The 15,943-nt window shown below is 70.6% G+C and carries 10 protein-coding genes and 1 tRNA gene; 2 read left to right on the forward strand and 9 right to left on the reverse strand.

Annotated features, from left to right (window positions below; translation table 11 throughout):
* Window positions 1-212: 212 nt before the first annotated feature.
* Entirely contained in the window at window positions 213-1,586 is a 1,374-nt protein-coding gene (locus OG707_RS17645; RefSeq protein ID WP_329119319.1) for a DUF3631 domain-containing protein, read from the reverse strand.
* 236 nt (window positions 1,587-1,822) lie between these two features.
* A complete protein-coding gene (locus OG707_RS17650) occupies window positions 1,823-2,053 on the reverse strand; it encodes a hypothetical protein (protein WP_329127846.1) in 231 nt (76 codons plus the stop codon).
* Between the two features lie 94 nt (window positions 2,054-2,147).
* Here OG707_RS17650 and OG707_RS17655 point away from each other — a divergent pair, with 94 nt between their 5' ends.
* Together OG707_RS17655 and OG707_RS17660 are read left to right on the forward strand one after the other, a co-directional pair.
* On the forward strand, window positions 2,148-2,834 hold the full coding sequence (locus tag OG707_RS17655; protein ID WP_329119321.1) for a helix-turn-helix domain-containing protein: 687 nt from the start codon (window positions 2,148-2,150) through the stop codon (window positions 2,832-2,834).
* Entirely contained in the window at window positions 2,831-4,426 is a 1,596-nt protein-coding gene (locus tag OG707_RS17660) for a tyrosine-type recombinase/integrase (RefSeq protein ID WP_329119323.1), read from the forward strand. The genes OG707_RS17655 and OG707_RS17660 overlap by 4 nt, the downstream gene beginning before the upstream one ends.
* Window positions 4,427-4,553: 127 nt before the next feature.
* Here the strand turns inward: OG707_RS17660 and OG707_RS17665 are convergent.
* The 7 genes from OG707_RS17665 to OG707_RS17695 form a co-directional block, all read right to left on the reverse strand.
* A tRNA-Thr gene (locus OG707_RS17665) sits at window positions 4,554-4,627 on the reverse strand.
* A gap of 98 nt (window positions 4,628-4,725) precedes the next feature.
* Entirely contained in the window at window positions 4,726-6,192 is a 1,467-nt protein-coding gene (locus tag OG707_RS17670) for a PstS family phosphate ABC transporter substrate-binding protein (RefSeq protein ID WP_329119325.1), read from the reverse strand.
* Window positions 6,193-6,326: 134 nt separating this feature from the next.
* Window positions 6,327-7,877 carry an alpha/beta hydrolase gene (locus tag OG707_RS17675; RefSeq protein ID WP_329119327.1) on the reverse strand — a complete coding sequence of 517 codons (1,551 nt, stop codon included), beginning with the start codon at window positions 7,875-7,877 and terminating at the stop codon, window positions 6,327-6,329.
* A gap of 93 nt (window positions 7,878-7,970) precedes the next feature.
* Window positions 7,971-9,182, reverse strand: coding sequence for a DNA polymerase III subunit delta' (locus OG707_RS17680; protein ID WP_329119329.1), 1,212 nt, complete (start codon window positions 9,180-9,182; stop codon window positions 7,971-7,973).
* A gap of 244 nt (window positions 9,183-9,426) precedes the next feature.
* Entirely contained in the window at window positions 9,427-12,501 is a 3,075-nt protein-coding gene (tmk, locus tag OG707_RS17685; RefSeq protein WP_329119331.1) for a dTMP kinase, read from the reverse strand.
* A gap of 163 nt (window positions 12,502-12,664) precedes the next feature.
* Complete coding sequence (gene topA / locus OG707_RS17690) at window positions 12,665-15,502, reverse strand: type I DNA topoisomerase (RefSeq protein ID WP_329119333.1); 2,838 nt, start codon at window positions 15,500-15,502, stop codon at window positions 12,665-12,667.
* 214 nt (window positions 15,503-15,716) lie between these two features.
* Window positions 15,717-15,914 (reverse strand): hypothetical protein, encoded by a 198-nt coding sequence (locus tag OG707_RS17695; protein ID WP_329119335.1) that lies wholly within the window; start codon window positions 15,912-15,914, stop codon window positions 15,717-15,719.
* Window positions 15,915-15,943 lie beyond the last annotated feature (29 nt).

Consider the following 15,943-nt stretch of genomic DNA (forward strand, 5'->3'; position numbering starts at 1 on the left):
CCTTCCGTCCCAGCGGTTAGGGCTGTGACCTGCGGCGATACGGCAGGGACGGCTGGGACGCGTCGAGACGGAACCGGGCGCCGTCTTGGCGGGAGGACGCGGTTGATGATCGTGTTGCCGTCTTGGGCCCGGCTGCCGTCTTGCGCGCACCCTGTCTGACCTGCGAGATCACGGCAGGGACGGCAAGGACGGCAACCGGGAGGAGTGCGGGCTCAGCTCTCGCTGAGGCCAGCAGGTCTGCTGTCCCGAATCGGGACACGCGCGTTGTCCCCAGTCGGGACGGGCCGGTTGTCCCTGGTCGGGACAGTCGGGGTGTTCACTGGGTGAACGGTGGGGCAGTAGCGGCGCCAGGGGTCGAGGAACTTGTTGCGCATGTAGCCCTTGCGCTGCGTTCCGTCGGCGATGCGGACGTTGCCGGACTTGATGCCGTACTCGCGCAGCAACCCGCTGAGATCACGCGCGTCCAGTCCCCTGCGGCCCCACTCCACCCACGGGCTCTCGGCGTCCTGGCGCAGGAGGAAAAGGAGCTCCTCGGTGGTCAGGCTCTCCGGCTCGCCCCGGCCCGCGTAGATCCGGCGGATGTCGGCGAGGATCCGTGCCCCGCTGGGGTGGTCCTCCTCGGCCGCCACCTCGGCGGCGACCATCCGCGCGCACGCGATCCGCGCCAGCCGGGGCCACGCGCCGCCCGCGAGGTCGGCGACGATCACCAGGGGCTCCCAGGTGTCGGCGGCCCGGTCTTCGACCGGCAGGTCCGGCTCCAGGCTCGCCGCCTGCTCCAGCAGCGGCCCGGCCCACGCGGCGATGCGGTCGCGCAGCTCGTGCAGGCCCGGGATGTCCCGGCGGGAACGGAAGGGCTTGACCTTCTCGCCCTCGGCACGGCGCCGCATACGGATCACGACCGCCCGGTCCATGATCGTATCGGGCAGGTCGCCGATCCCCGCGATCGCCGCCATCGCGAAGGTCGCGAACCGGTGCGGGGTGTGGTCGTTGCCCACCACCCTCGTCACGTAACGGCCCCGCTGGTGACCGGCGTTGAGCAGGCCGCGCGTCTCCTCGTTCTTCTCCGCGACCTTCGGGCCGAAGATCGTGTCCGCCTCGTCCACCAGCAGCGTCGGCGGATCATCCTCGGTGATGGACCGGAAGATCGCCGCCGGTGTGGTGTTGATGGTCAGCATCGGCTCGTGCACGATCTCGACCAGCACATCCAGCAGCCGCGACTTGCCGCACCGCTTGGCCGGACCGACCACCGCCAGACGCGGCGCGTGCTGCCACGCACGCTGCAGATGCGTCGCCGCCGCCCACAGCGTCACCGCATCCAGCGCCTCCGGCGAGGGCAGAATCACGAACTTCGCTATCTCCGCACGCAGTTCATCCAGCAGGCCGGAGCCAGGTGTCGCCGCCGCATCGGGCATCGCTTCCAGCCCGCCCGGCGCAGCTTCCTCCCCGGGACCGGCGGCAGGCTCGGTACGGTCGGCGCCCTCAGTATTCGGACCGGCCAGGTGCGCGCCGGGCTGGCCGGGGATGGCCGTGGTCGGCCAGAGAGCCTGGGCAGGTGCGGAATGAGGCTCGGGTGTGGCAGGTTGCATGGAGCAGCTCCTCTTCCGGCGGCTTTGGGCACGCAGGCCCGAGCCGCGCAGGGCGTTCGTGGGATTACGGGCGATGAGGCGTTCGGAGCCTCCGACGTTGGCGCGTCGGGGGCTCACCCCTTTCTCGCGGGCACTCGGGCACCGCGAGGGACCACGGACAGTACGGTCACACCCGCCCGCAGTCCAGCGTTTCTGTGTCAGCTCAGCGCAGAAGCGCCTGCTATGCGCACGCCCGCTCATGCGGCAAGGCCCAACAGGGCCAACAGGTCGGCGGTCACCACCCGGTAGGCGTTCCCCAGCCGCAGCACCTTGCACGGGTACAGACCGCGCTTCGCGAGCTCGTACCCCTTGCTCCGCCCCAGACCCAGCGCCCGATTGCCGGTCTCCAGGTCAACGGCCACCGGCAGCGCCAGCAGCTCCTCCCGCGTCATGCCCTTTGCCTGCTCGGCGAGTTCGTTCTCCTGCATGCGCGCTCCGTCCATGACACAGCTCTCGGCGAACACGGCGATCGCGTTCGTCTCCAAGCCACGGAATCAACGTTAGGAAAGCTAATGTGTCTTCATGACACAACACGATTCCGATGCTGAGTACGAGGACGATGACGACGTCCCCGAGTGGACCGACCACGTCATGGCCACCGTGGCCGCAGAGGTCCGACGCCGAAGGAAGGAGCTGCGCATGAGCGCCCAGGACCTCGCCGAGCGATGTGAAGAGCTCGGCCACCCCATCCCGCGCAACGTCATCGCCAACATGGAATCCGGCCGCCGCTCCAACCTGCCCCTGGTCGACGTCATGGTCCTGGCCAAAGCCCTGCGCACCAACCCGATCTGCCTCATCTACCCGATCGGGTACATCCCCGAAGTCCAGCGACTCCCCTACGAGGACCGCATCGCCCCCTGGAACGCCATGACCTGGTTCATCGCCCAGGACAACGGCTCCCTGGCCGACCGCGACATGCTCCGCTACCAGCAAGAACACATCCAGGCCATCGCCGCGGCGCGCTCCGCGATCGCCAGCGAGAGCTACGCGCAGTACGCGGTCAACCGGGCAACCGATGCCACCCAACGAGCGAAGGCCCTACGCGAACAGGCCACCAGCCTGGAGCAGATCGAAAACGCCAAGCAACGCCTGCGCGTAGCCCGCTCCTTCATCCGCCGAGACCGCGGCCTCCTCCCCTACCTGCCACCCGAACTCACCGACATCGACCCACCCGAAACCGACGACGACACCGAGGAGTTTGACCTTTGAAGGGCTCTGCCTACCGCCGCTGTTCCTGCCGTGACCCGAAGTCCGGCAAGGAGCTCGGCACTTCCTGCCCCAAGCGCAACAGCAGGAACCACTGCACCTACTCCATACGCCAGGAGCTGCCGCCGCGCGAAGACGGCAGCCGCAGGTCCTTCGCCCGTGGCGGCTACGACAGCCGCAAGGCCGCCCAGGCCGACCTCGACCATGTCCGCGCTCTCCTCGGCCTGGCCAAGTCGGATGATCCCGAGGGCATCGAGCTCCTTGCCGCGATGCTGGCGGAGGTCAGCAGCGAGAAGGTTCCCCTGCCACAGGTCGAGGAGACGAGGCGGCGTCTCAACGCCGGCCAGGACCTCATCGGCAGCCTGACGGTGAGCGAGTGGCTCGACCAGTGGCTGGCGGGCAAGCGCATACGGAAGTCCGGCCTGAACCGCTACGAGACCGACATCCGCATGCACCTCAAGCCGCGCATAGGGAGCCGGCGCCTCGACCGGCTGCGCGTCAGCCACCTCAGCGAGATGTTCACCGACATCCGCGACGCCAACGCCCAGATCCTGGAGCAGAACGCCCAACGGCGAACTGCGATCGACGAGTTGGCGGCAGTGCCGTGGAAGGGGACGGACAATCGCGCCCGCCGCAAGGCGATGAAGGCCGCTATCGATGCGATGCCGCCCTTCCGGCGCATCACTGGCCCCTCCACCCGCCAGCACATCAAGGCAACGCTGCGCGCCGCACTGAACGATGCGATCGGTCAGCAGATCATCACCTTCAACCCGGCCGCCCACGTCGAGATCGACTCCGTACGCAAGCCGAAGGCTCTTGTCTGGACGGACGAGCGCGTCGCCAAGTGGCAGCAGACCGGCGAGAAGCCGTCTCCCGTCATGGTCTGGACGCCCGAACAGACCGGCGCCTTCCTCGACTTCGTCGCCACCGACCGGCTGTACGCCATGTGGCACCTGATCGCCTTCCGCGGCCTGCGACGCGGCGAGGCATGCGGCCAGCCCTGGTCGGAGACCAACCTCGACATCCACTCCCTCACCGTCTCCTCCCAACTCGTCCAGGACGGATGGGAGGTCGAGACGTCCGAGCCCAAGACCGACAGCGGCTTCCGCGTCGTAGCGCTCGACGACGACACCGTCGAGGTCCTGGAGCGCCACCGCAAGCAGCAGGACGCGGACCGCGAGGAGTGGGCGACGGCCTGGGTGGACACCGGCCTGGTCTTCACTCAGGCCGATGGCTCCTGGCTCCACCCCGGCAAGGTGACCGACCTCTTCGAGCGCCTCGTCGCCGCCTCTGGTCTTCCGCCGATCCGGCTTCACGACCTCCGGCACGGTGCGGCCACGCTCATGCTCGCCGCCGGCATCGACGTCAAGATCGTCTCCGACACCCTCGGGCACAGCGACACCCGCATCACGCGGGACATCTACCAGAGCGTCCTGCCCCACGTCGGCAAGAGCGCGGCCGAGGCCACCGCCAAGCTGGTCCCCCTCCAGCGCAGGACCGAGGCCGAGCAGGCGGCCCGCAAGGCCGCGAAGGCCGCCAAGAAGGCGAAGGCCATGAGCAAGAAGAAGGGCAAGGCGAAGAGGCCCAAGAAGTAGATCGCCGAGCCCTCCGCTCACGCATCGCTCACGCAAGCCCTTCCACGGCATCCCCGTCGTGCGGCTCGGCGCGCCCCGGGCATGAAAAAACCCCAGGTCACGGCGAGTGAGTCCTGGGGTGATTCCGAGCCGCCTTCGGGATTCGAACCCGAGACCTACGCATTACGAGTGCGTTGCTCTGGCCAACTGAGCTAAGGCGGCGCGCCGTCTTCCACACCATGGTGCGGTCAGCAGCGGGGCCAAGTCTACAGGGTTTAACACCGTGCTCCGGACCACCCCCGGATCACCTCCGCCCCAGGTCAGCCGCAGAGGCCCCGGGCTCCCGGATCGCACGGGTAGTTGCCTGCCGCGGTGATCGCCGATTCGCCGTGCGGGCCTGCCAGGCGGTCCAGGAAGGCGGCGGCCGGGGAGCCTGCGGGCGGGCGGCCGCGGGTGTAGGCGTACTCGATGGACCAGTACGGGTAGCGGCCCGATTTCAGGGCGTCGAGCGACGGGGTCACCCGGTTCAGCGCCACGGCGAGGGTGTGCGCGCGGGCAGTGGAGGCGGCCGCTCCGGCGTCCGCGTAGCCGATGGCGCCGGGGGTGGTGTCCACCGCGGTGAGGAGTTCGTCCGTGGTGGGGCGTTCGCAGCGGATCGTGGGGAGGGAGAGGTCGCGGTCGGCCTTACGGCAGTCGCCCGAGGTCGTCGGGGGTTCCGGGTGGTTGGCGAGGATCTTGGACTCGAATATCTGGCGGCTGCCGGAGTCGCCGTTGCGGCCCACCAGGCGTACGGGGAGGTCCGCGCCGCCCAGGGCCTTCCAGTTGCGGACGCGGCCCGCGTAGAGGTCGCGTAGCTGCGGGAGCGTGAGGCTGTCGATCTTCGCCGAGCGGTTGACCACCACCCGGAAGACCGTGACCGCCACCGGGGCGCCGGTCAGGCCCGACTCGTTGCCCGGCAGACGGGTGTCGCTGAAGGCGATCCGGGCGGACGTGGTGACCGAGCGGATGCCCGCCGCGCTGCCGTCCAGCTCGACCTTGATCTCGGGGGCGTGCGGGCAGGCGGCGGCGTACGACGTCACCGCGCGGTCCAGGACCGGCTTGAAGGCGGTGGAGCCGGTGACCGTGAGGGGGCCGCTCGGGCAGCTGGAAGGGGCGGCGGAGCGCGGGGCCGCCACGTAACCGGCCAGGAAACCCAGGCCCAGGGTGAGCAGCAGGGCGGAGTTGCGGAACGCCTTGGCGCGCTCCAGGCGGGCATGGCCGCGGACGATGTCGCCCCCGCCTATATGGCCGTTGAGGCGGATGTCGCCGCCGTGCGGGCCGTCGAGGAGCATCAGGAGCTTGAAGTGGTCCTTGCGCTTCATCGCGAAGCGCGGGATCGGCAGCCGCTCGCCCGTGGCGTGCAGGCCCGGCGGGCTGCGCAGGGTGTCGAGGAGGACGTCGCGCTCGACCTCGACCGGCTCGACGTGGATGAGGGTGCGGCCGGGGAACCGTACGTACAGCGAATGCTCTATGTCCTCGGTGCGGAGCTCCTGGAAGCCGACGTTCTCGATCCGCAGGAGGACGAGGCTGGCCGATTCGCCCGGGGAGCCGTCCGAGGGGCCCGTGCCGGGCGGGCGGAGGCGGACCGCGCCGCCGGGGCCGTCACGGATGATGCTGATGGGGATGTTGAGCTGGACGCGGTACGCGATGCGGTGGCGCAGGCGGTAGTACTGCCACAGGCCCGTGCAGGCCGAGGCGAGGACGGTCGCGATGACCGCCCAGAGCGCCTGGGTGAGTTCCGTCGACATCCCCTAATCCCCCGAATTCCCCGTCCCCCTGTGCCGAGAGGGTCGACGGTAATCGGCGGAACTCCCGCCCCAGCGGCCCCTGAGGGGCCGGGAGCGGGAGTTCCGGAGAGTTTTGAGGGTGCGTCAGCTTCCGTTCACCGGCAGGTCTTCCCGTCCGCCGGAACCTTGCCTTCCAGGAGGTAGGTGTTGATCGCCGTGTCGATGCAGTCGCTGCCGCGGCCGTACGCCGTGTGGCCGTCCCCCTCGTACGTGAGGAGCGTGCCCGAATCCAGCTGCGCGGCAAGGGACTTGGCCCACTTGTACGGGGTCGCCGGGTCGCGGGTCGTGCCCACCACCACGATCGGGGCGGCGCCCTTCGCCGCGATGCGGTGCGGGCTGCCGGTCGCCGGGGTCGGCCAGTACGTGCAGTTCAAGGAGGCCCAGGCGAAGCCCTCGCCGAAGACCGGGGAGGCCTTCTCGAAGGAGGGCAGGGCCAGGGTGACGGCGTCGGGGCCGGTGAAGGAGGGCGGCGAGTCGAGGCAGTTGACGGCGGCGTTGGCGAACATCAGGTTCGAGTAACTGCCGTTCTCCTGGCGCTCGTAGTAGGAGTCCGCGAGGGAGAGCAGGCCGGCGCCGTCGTCGTTCATCGCGCGGGTGAGGGCGGCGCGCAGCTCGGGCCAGGCGGCCTCGTCGTACATCGCGGCGATCACACCGGTGGTGGCGAGGGATTCGCCGAGCGTGCGCGACTGGCCGGTGGGGACGGGCTGCGCGTCGAGCTTCTTGAAGAACGCCTTCAGGTTCGCCGACGCGTCCGCCACGGACGTGGTGCCCAGCGGGCAGTCCTTGTGCGTGATGCAGTCCGCGGCAAAGGACTTGAAGGCGGTCTCGAAGCCGGCCGTCTGGTCGCGGTTCATCTCGATGGCGGGCAGCGAGGGGTCCATCGCGCCGTCCAGGACGAGGCGGCCGACGCGGTCGGGGAAGAGCTCGGCGTAGGTCGCGCCGAGGAAGGTGCCGTACGAGGCGCCGAGGTAGTGGAGCTTGTCGTCGCCGAGCACCGCCCTGAGGATGTCCATGTCGCGGGCCGCCTCGACCGTGGAGACATGGGGCAGGACGGTGGCGGAGCGCTTCTCGCAGCCCTTCGCGAAGTCCTTGAGGGACGTGGTGAGTTGGCGGGTCTCCGCCGCGTCGTCCGGGGTCTGGTCGACCTCCGTGTACGCGTCCATCTCCTTGCCCGTCAGGCATTCGACGGGCTCGCTGCGGGCCACACCGCGCGGGTCGACGGCCACCATGTCGTAGCGCGCCCGGACCTGGGCGGGGTAGCCGATCCCCGCGTACCCCTGGAGGTAGTCGACCGCCGAGCCGCCGGGGCCGCCCGGATTGACCAACAGCGAGCCGATCTTCTTCCCCGGGCCCGTGGCCTTCTTCCGGGAGACGGCGAGCTTGATGTCGCCCGAGGCGCGCTGGGAGTAGTCGAGCGGGGCCTTCATGGTGGAGCACTCGAAACCAGGGGCGCCGCAGTCGCGCCAGGTCAGCTTCTGCGCGTAGTACGTGGCGAGGGCGGCGGCCGGAGCCGCCTTGGACGACCCGGTCGCGGTCGCCGACGCCGAGGCGCTCGGGGTCGAACTCCCCGACGTACAGCCGGAGATGAGCAGGCCGGCCGTGGCCAGCGTGGTCGCGAGGGTGGAGAGCAGGCGCCTGGTGTCCATCCCCGGAGCGTAGTCGGCTGCTGACGGGCGGTGCGCGTTCGCGCTCGTACGAGTGAGACGGTCAACGCCTCCCACCTGGCGTCGGCCCGCGCGTCAGCCCGCGCGCAGCGCCACCGCCATCGCCTCGACCGCCAGGAGCGGGGCCACGTTCCGGTCCAGGGCGCGGCGGCAGGCGGTGATCGCCTCGATGCGGCGCAGGGTGCGCTCGGGGCCCGAGGCGCGGGCGATCCGGTCGAGGGAGTCGCGTACGTCCTCGTTGGAGATGGCCACTCCGGAGCGGAACTGCAGGGCCAGCACGTCCCGGTAGAAGCCGGTGAGATCGGTCAGGGCGAGGTCGAGACTGTCGCGCTGCGTACGGGTCTTGCGGCGCTTCTGCCGGTCCTCCAGCTCCTTCATCGCCCCTGCGGTGCCGCGGGGCATCCGGCCCCCCGCGGACGCGCCGAGCGCAGCCTTCAGATCCTCGGTCTCCTTCTCGTCGACCTCCTCCGCCATCTGCTTGGCGTCGTCGCTCGCCGCGTCGATCAGCTCCTGGGCGGCCTTGAGACAGCCGCCGATGTCCTCGACGCGGAGCGGCATCTTGAGGACGGCGGCACGCCGGGCCTTGGTGCGGTCGTCGGTGGCGAGGCGGCGGGCGCGCCCGATGTGCCCCTGGGTGGCGCGGGACGCGGCGAGCGCCGCCTGCGGGTCGATGCCGTCACGGCGGACGAGCAGGTCGGCGACGGCTTCGACGGGCGGCGTACGGAGCGTGAGGTGGCGGCAGCGGGAGCGGATGGTGGGCAGCACGTCCTCCAGGGAGGGCGCGCAGAGCAGCCAGACCGTACGGGGAGCGGGCTCCTCGACGGCCTTGAGAAGGACGTTGCCCGCGCCCTCGGTGAGGCGGTCGGCGTCCTCCAGGACGATGACCTGCCAGCGGCCCGTGGCCGGGGAGAGCTGGGCGCGGCGGACCAGGTCGCGGGTCTCCTTCACACCGATGGAGAGGAGGTCGGTACGGACGACCTCGACATCGGCATGGCTGCCCACCATGGCGGTGTGACACCCGTCGCAGAACCCGCAGCCGGGGGCGCCGCCGAGGGCACGGTCGGGGCTGACGCACTGCAGGGCGGCGGCGAAGGCACGGGCTGCGGTGGACCGCCCGGACCCCGGCGGCCCGGTGAAGAGCCAGGCGTGGGTCATCGTCGACTTGGACACGTCGGGGGCGGTCCCGCCGGTGGCCGCGGCGGTGACGAGCGCGTCGGCGTCGCGGGCGGCGGAGGCCAGCTGCGCCTGGACCCGGTCCTGCCCGACGAGGTCGTCCCATACGGCCATGGTGGTCGCCCCTTTGGTGGCTCTGCTGGTGCGTTGTGCGTTGCTACGGGTCCCATTGTGGGGCAGGGGTCTGACAATCGGGGACGGGCTGAATTTCAGCCCGTCCGGCGCTTGAGGACACGCGGCCGAAGGTCGCGTACGGGGGCGCAGGGGGCGAAGCCCCCGCAAGCGGGGTCCCGGGGGTCTGGGGCGGAGCCCCAGCTTCGGGAAGGGGCGGGATCGGGGAAAACCTCCCCGCCCCCGACTAGCGCCGCCCCCGGCCCCCGCGTCCGCGCCCTTCGTCCTCGTCCCGGTCGCCCAGCAACTCGTCCGCCAGCGACGGCAGATCGTCCAGCGGGGTCTCCTCCGCCCAGTCGGACCGCGGCCGCGGCCTGCTCGGGTCGACCTTGGGGATCTCGCGGGTGCGTTCGTTCGCGCTCTCCGGCGCGGACTGCGCGGACCCCGCCTCGTCACGGAAAAAGCCGGGCGGCACCCGGTCCTCCCGTACGGGCGGAAGCACCGCGGTCTCCTCCGCGTCCGGGACCTTCGGGATCACCGCGGTCTCGTCGGCGTCCGGGACCCGCGGCATGACCGTGGTCTCCTCCGAGTCCTCCGCAGGAGCGGGAGCAGGACTCCGCACCGGCTGCGTGATCTCGTTCGCCCCGACGACCGGCGTCTCGACCGTCGTCTCGGCATCCGAAGCCTCCGCAGCCGCGGCAGCACCCTCCGCCGCCGAACTCTGCGCAGCCGCAGCCGCGGCGACCGAAGCCGACTCCGCGAGCCGCCTCGCCTCCTCGGCCCGCAGCAGCGCCTCCTCCGCCTTGCGCTGCTTCTCGCGGCGGCGTTCGTCCGCCTCCGCGCGCAGCCGGTCCTCTTCTTCCTTCTGCCGGCGCAGCCGCTCCTGCTCCGCGGCGCGAGCCCGCTCCTCGGCCTCCCGGCGTACCCGCTCCTCCTCGGCGAGACGGCGCGCCTCCTCGGCCCGGAGCCTGGCCTCCTCGGCCTGGCGCTCCTCCTCGCGGCGGCGCGCCTCCTCCAGCTCGATGCGCTTGCGCTCCTCCTCCTCGGCGCGGAGCTTCTCCAGCTGGGCCTGGCGCTCGCGCTCGAGCCGCTCCTCCTCCGCCTTGCGCGCGGCCTCCTCCTCGGCGAGGCGCTTGGCCTCGGCCTCGGCAGCCCTGCGTGCGTCCTCCTTGGCCTTGACCTCGGCCTCGGAGAGCGGAAGGAGCTGGTCGAGTCGGTGCCGTACGACAGTCGTGATCGACTCCGGCTCCTGCCCGGCGTCCACCACCAGATAACGCCCCGCGTCAGCAGCGGCCAAGGTCAGGAAGCCGGTCCGCACCCGCTGGTGGAACTCCATCGGCTCCGACTCGAGCCGGTCCGGCGCCTCCGTGAAGCGCTCGCGCGCGGTCTCGGGCGAGACGTCGAGCAGCACCGTCAGATGCGGTACGAGACCGTGGGTCGCCCAGCGGTTGATGCGGGCGATCTCGGTCGGGGAGAGGTCCCGGCCCGCGCCCTGATAGGCCACGGACGAGTCGATGTAGCGGTCGGTGATGACGATCGCGCCGCGCTCCAGGGCGGGCCGTACGACCGAATCGACGTGCTCCGCACGGTCGGCGGCGTACAACAGCGCCTCCGCACGATTCGACAGACCCGCGCTCGACACATCCAGCAGGATCGACCGCAGCCGCTTCCCGATCGGCGTCGCACCCGGCTCCCGCGTCACGACGACCTCGTGACCCTTGGCGCGGATCCACTCCGCGAGCGCCTCGACCTGCGTGGACTTGCCGGCGCCGTCGCCGCCCTCCAGGGCGATGAAGAAGCCGGTGGCCGACTGGGCCAGCGCCGGGTCGTCGCCGCCGGTGAGCGCGTCGCGCAGATCGCGGCGGAGCGGGACGCCGGAGCGGTCGTCGGTCTTGGCGAGTACGAGGGCTGCGACCGGCAGCAGCAGTGCGCCGACCAGCATCAGCGTGAACGCGGCCCCGCCGTGGGCGAAGACGAACGTGCCGTTGCCGAGGTGGTGCGGGCCGATCGCGCCGGCCAGCAGCGGGGCGACGATCGCGCCGAGCGCGACGGCGACCCGTACGACGGCCTGGAGGTGCTCGGTGGTCCGCGCGCGGCGGAACTCCTCGGTCTCCAGGTCGATCAGCGTGTGCGCGGTGGCGGCGGCGACTCCGGCCGAGTAACCGGCGAGCGTCCCGATGAGCAGGACGGTCGCCAGGTCGGGGACGAGGCCCATGGCGAGCAGTGCGACACCGGTGAGCGCGATGGCGATGGCGAGGAGCCGTCGGCGCGAAAGCGCGGGCAGCACAGCAGCCGCACTACGAATCCCGACACCCACGCCGCCGGTCAGCACCAGGATCAGCAGCGAGAAGGCGACAGGCCCGCCGTGCAGATCGATGGCGTGCAGAACCGAAACAGCAGCGGCGGAAGCAATGGCTCCGGCGACAGCGGCACCCGCCAGCACAAGCAGCGGGGTCGCCCCGGTGCGCCCGTTGTCGGGACCGCTCCCGGCCGACGGCCGACGCAGGCCCTCCAGCGGGGAGCGCGGCCGGGGCGTCTGACCGCCGGGCAGCTCCAGGAAGTACAGCGTCGATACGGAGGCGCCGAAGAGCCCCGCGGCGACGTACGACCCGAGCGCGGCCTGGTGCAGCGAGAACCAGTCGATCCCGGTCCCGAGCAGCCGCCCGATCAGCGTCGCGACGAGAAGCGCGGCGGCGGCGAGGGGGATCGCCGCGAAGGCCGTACGGAGAGACAGCCGGCGCAGGGCGTCCAGGTGGTCGGGCAGCGGGCGCACGGCGGCGCCCTCGATGGGCGGGGCCGGGAGCAGGGCGGGTGCCGCACTCTCCTTGGCCACGGTCCAGAAGCGTTCGGCGACTCCGCCGAGGAAGACGGTGACCAGGAGGAAGGCGAGGGCCCTGTCCGGGGTCCAGTCGATCCACAGCGGTGCGACGACGAGCAGCGCGAGCCGGAGCCCGTCGGCGCCGATCATGGTCCAGCGCCGGTCCAGCGGCCCACCGGGCGCGGTCAGCGCGGACACGGGCCCGAGCAACACCGCCCCGAAGAGCAGCGTGGCCAGCACGCGGGCGCCGAAGACGGCGGTGACGGCGAGGGCGACACCGCGGTATCCGCCCCCGAATGATCCTTGCGTGATGGCCGCCTGCAACGACAGCAGCAGAAGCACGAGGAGGGCGAGTGCATCGCCGGTTGCACCGACGAGATGCGCGCTCCACAACCGCCTGAGCGGGGGGAAACGCAGCAATGCCCGTACGGCGCGCTCGCGTGAGTCTGCGGCTAGTTCGTCGGAGTTGGGGCTCACGACCGTTGGCTGCTCGGCTCGCGTCATCCGCCCAGCCTATCCGGAGCGGACAACTCCCCGTGGGCCGCACCCGAACAACTGTCCTGCCACATCAAGCCGTCCGGCGATTGAGGACCGGGGGTCCGGGGGCAGAGCCCCCGAACTGGGGGCCCCGCCCGACCCCGGCCTCTACCGGAACGTGACGTACGCCCTACTCGTCAACCCCGGTCGCCGCCTTCGCGGTCGCCTTCTTCGCCGGAGCCTTCTTCGCAGCGGTGGTCTTCTTCGCCGCAGTCTTCTTGGCAGCCGTACCCGAAGCCGTCTTCTTCGCCGCGGCCTTCTTGGCAGGGGCCTTCTTCGCCGGCGCCTTCTTGGCCGCCGTCTTCTTCTTCACCGGCCCCTTGGCCCGCTTCTCGGCCAGCAGCTCGTAACCGCGCTCGGGCGTGATCTCCTCGACGCTGTCCCCGGTCCGCAGGGTGGCGTTGGTCTCGCCGTCGGTGACGTACGCACCGAAGCGCCCGTCCTTCACGACGACCGGCGCCCCGCTCACGGGGTCGGTGCCCAGCTCCTTCAGCGGGGGCTTGGCCGCGGCCCGGCCCCGCTGCTTGGGCTGCGCGTAGATCGCCAGCGCCTCTTCGAGCGTGATCGAGAAGAGCTGGTCCTCCTCGGTCAGCGACCGCGAGTCCGTGCCCTTCTTCAGATACGGGCCGTACCGCCCGTTCTGCGCGGTGATCTCGACACCTTCCGCGTCGACGCCCACCACGCGCGGCAGCGACATCAGCTTCAGCGCATCGTCCAGCGTCACCGTGTCGAGCGTCATCGACTTGAACAGCGACGCCGTCCGCGGCTTGACCGCGTTCTTCCCGGTCTTGGGCGTGCCCTCGGGCAGCACCTCGGTCACATACGGCCCGTACCGGCCGTCCTTCGCCACGATCTGGTTCCCGGAGACCGGGTCCGCGCCCAGCTCGAAGTCACCGCTCGGCTTGGCGAGCAGTTCCTCCGCGTACTCGACGGTCAGCTCGTCGGGCGCCATGTCGTCGGGCACATCGGCGCGCTGATGGTTCTCGGAGTCCTTCTCGCCGCGCTCGATGTACGGGCCGTAGCGCCCGACCCGCAGCACGATCCCGTCGCCCACGGGGAACGAGGAGATCTCCCGGGCGTCGATCGCACCCAGGTCGGTGACGAGCTCCTTGAGCCCGCCGAGGTGGTCCCCGTCACCGTTGCCGGCGGCCGAAGCAGCGCCCGCGCCCTCGTCGCCCTCGCCGAAGTAGAAACGCTTCAGCCACGGCACCGCCTGGGCCTCGCCCTGCGCGATGCGGTCGAGGTCGTCCTCCATCTTGGCGGTGAAGTCGTAGTCGACGAGCCGTCCGAAGTGCGTCTCGAGCAGATTGACCACGGCGAAGCTCAGGAAGGACGGCACGAGCGCCGTGCCCTTCTTGAACACATACCCGCGATCAAGAATCGTCCCGATGATCGAGGCGTACGTCGAAGGACGCCCGATCTCGCGCTCTTCGAGCTCCTTGACGAGCGAGGCCTCCGTGTAGCGGGCCGGCGGCTTCGTCGCGTGCCCGTCCACCGAGATCTCCTCGGCCGACAGCGCGTCGCCCTCCGCGACCTGCGGGAGGCGCCGCTCGCGGTCGTCGAGCTCCGCGTTCGGGTCGTCGGCGCCTTCCACGTACGCCTTCATGAAGCCGTGGAAGGTGATCGTCTTGCCGGATGCGGAGAACTCGGCGACCCGGCCGTCGTTCGAGGTGCCCGCGATCTTCACGGTGACGGAGTTGCCGACGGCGTCCTTCATCTGGGAGGCGACGGTCCGCTTCCAGATGAGCTCGTACAGCCGGAACTGGTCGCCGCTGAGGCCGGTCTCGGCCGGGGTGCGGAAGCGGTCGCCCGAGGGACGGATCGCCTCGTGCGCCTCCTGCGCGTTCTTGACCTTCCCGGCGTACGTACGCGGCTTGTCCGGGAGGTAGTCGGCGCCGTAGAGCTGCGTGACCTGCGCACGGGCCGCCGTGATCGCGGTCTCGGAGAGCGTCGTGGAGTCCGTACGCATATAGGTGATGAAGCCGTTCTCGTACAGCTTCTGCGCCACCTGCATGGTCGCCTTCGCCCCGAAGCCCAGCTTGCGGGAGGCCTCCTGCTGGAGCGTCGTCGTACGGAAGGGGGCGTACGGCGAGCGGCGGTACGGCTTGGACTCGACCGAGCGCACCGCGAACGCGGTGTCGGCCAGCGCGGCGGCCAGGGCCCGCGCATTGGCCTCGTCCAGGTGCAGGACGTCGGACTTGAGCTGCCCTGTTGAGTTGAAGTCGCGACCCTGCGCCACCCGGCGCCCGTCGACACTGTTCAGCCGGGCCAGCAGGGTCGACGGGTCGGAGGCGTCGCCCTTGCGGCCGGTGGAGAACGTACCGGTCAGGTCCCAGTACTCAGCAGAACGAAAAGCGATGCGCTCGCGTTCCCGCTCGACGACAAGTCGTGTGGCGACGGACTGGACACGGCCGGCGGACAGCCGCGGCATGACCTTCTTCCACAGGACCGGCGAGACCTCGTAGCCGTAGAGACGGTCGAGGATGCGGCGGGTCTCCTGGGCGTCGACCATGCGCGTGTTCAGCTCGCGCGGGTTGGCGACGGCGGCCCGGATCGCGTCCTTGGTGATCTCGTGGAAGACCATCCGGTGGACCGGGACCTTGGGCTTCAGGACTTCCTGCAGGTGCCACGCGATGGCTTCGCCCTCGCGGTCCTCATCGGTGGCGAGGAAGAGTTCGTCGGACTCGGCCAGCAGCTCCTTGAGCTTCCTGACCTGCGCCTTCTTGTCTGCGTTGACGACGTAGATGGGCTGGAAGTCGTTCTCGACATCCACGCCGAGGCGGCGCACCTCGCCGGTGTACTTGTCGGGTACCTCGGCGGCGCCGTTCGGGAGGTCGCGGATGTGCCCGACGCTCGCCTCGACGATGTAACCCGGGCCGAGATAGCCCTTGATCGTCTTCGCCTTGGCGGGCGACTCGACAATGACGAGTCGGCGGCCGCCGTGTGCGGTCTCGCTGGTCGGGGACAACGTGGCTCTTCTCTCCGGTCGGCACTGTGCGGTCAGTCGTGCGGTGACGCTGCGGAGTGTGACGGTACAACCCGCCCCCGTGTCAAACGGCTAAAGCCCGCAACGGCCACTCGAACGGTAACCCGACTACCGACAATTCCGCCGCCCGGACCGATTCACTGCCTCAGGTGACACCCCGTGCCCGCAGTATCGACGCTCCGGAGAGGCCTTTGTCTCAGATCCGGGCGAAGCACCACACTCCGAGGGCGAGAAAGGCCACGCCGAAGAGCGCGGCGAGCACGGCGGAGGCCGTGGGGCTCACTCCGTGCGCGACCGGCGCACGGTGCAGGGTGCGCGCCCCCGTCCACAGCAGCAGTGCGCCGCCGAACAGCACGAACACCGTCCCCGCGAAGATCGCTGGCGTGCTCTCCATGACACTTCCCACCCCATCCTTCCCGACCC

This window comes from Streptomyces sp. NBC_01465, assembly GCF_036227325.1.
In the GTDB taxonomy this organism is placed as follows: Bacteria; Actinomycetota; Actinomycetes; order Streptomycetales; family Streptomycetaceae; genus Streptomyces.

Coding starts and splice junctions, on each gene's coding strand:
- OG707_RS17680 (WP_329119329.1), bottom strand. CDS start 9,182: ATGGCCGTATGGGACGACCTCGTCGGGCAGGACCGGGTCCAGGCGCAG.
- tmk (WP_329119331.1), bottom strand. CDS start 12,501: ATGACGCGAGCCGAGCAGCCAACGGTCGTGAGCCCCAACTCCGACGAA.
- OG707_RS17670 (WP_329119325.1), bottom strand. CDS start 6,192: ATGTCGACGGAACTCACCCAGGCGCTCTGGGCGGTCATCGCGACCGTC.
- OG707_RS17655 (WP_329119321.1), top strand. CDS start 2,148: ATGACACAACACGATTCCGATGCTGAGTACGAGGACGATGACGACGTC.
- OG707_RS17675 (WP_329119327.1), bottom strand. CDS start 7,877: ATGGACACCAGGCGCCTGCTCTCCACCCTCGCGACCACGCTGGCCACG.
- OG707_RS17695 (WP_329119335.1), bottom strand. CDS start 15,914: ATGGAGAGCACGCCAGCGATCTTCGCGGGGACGGTGTTCGTGCTGTTC.
- OG707_RS17645 (WP_329119319.1), bottom strand. CDS start 1,586: ATGCAACCTGCCACACCCGAGCCTCATTCCGCACCTGCCCAGGCTCTC.
- OG707_RS17650 (WP_329127846.1), bottom strand. CDS start 2,053: ATGCAGGAGAACGAACTCGCCGAGCAGGCAAAGGGCATGACGCGGGAG.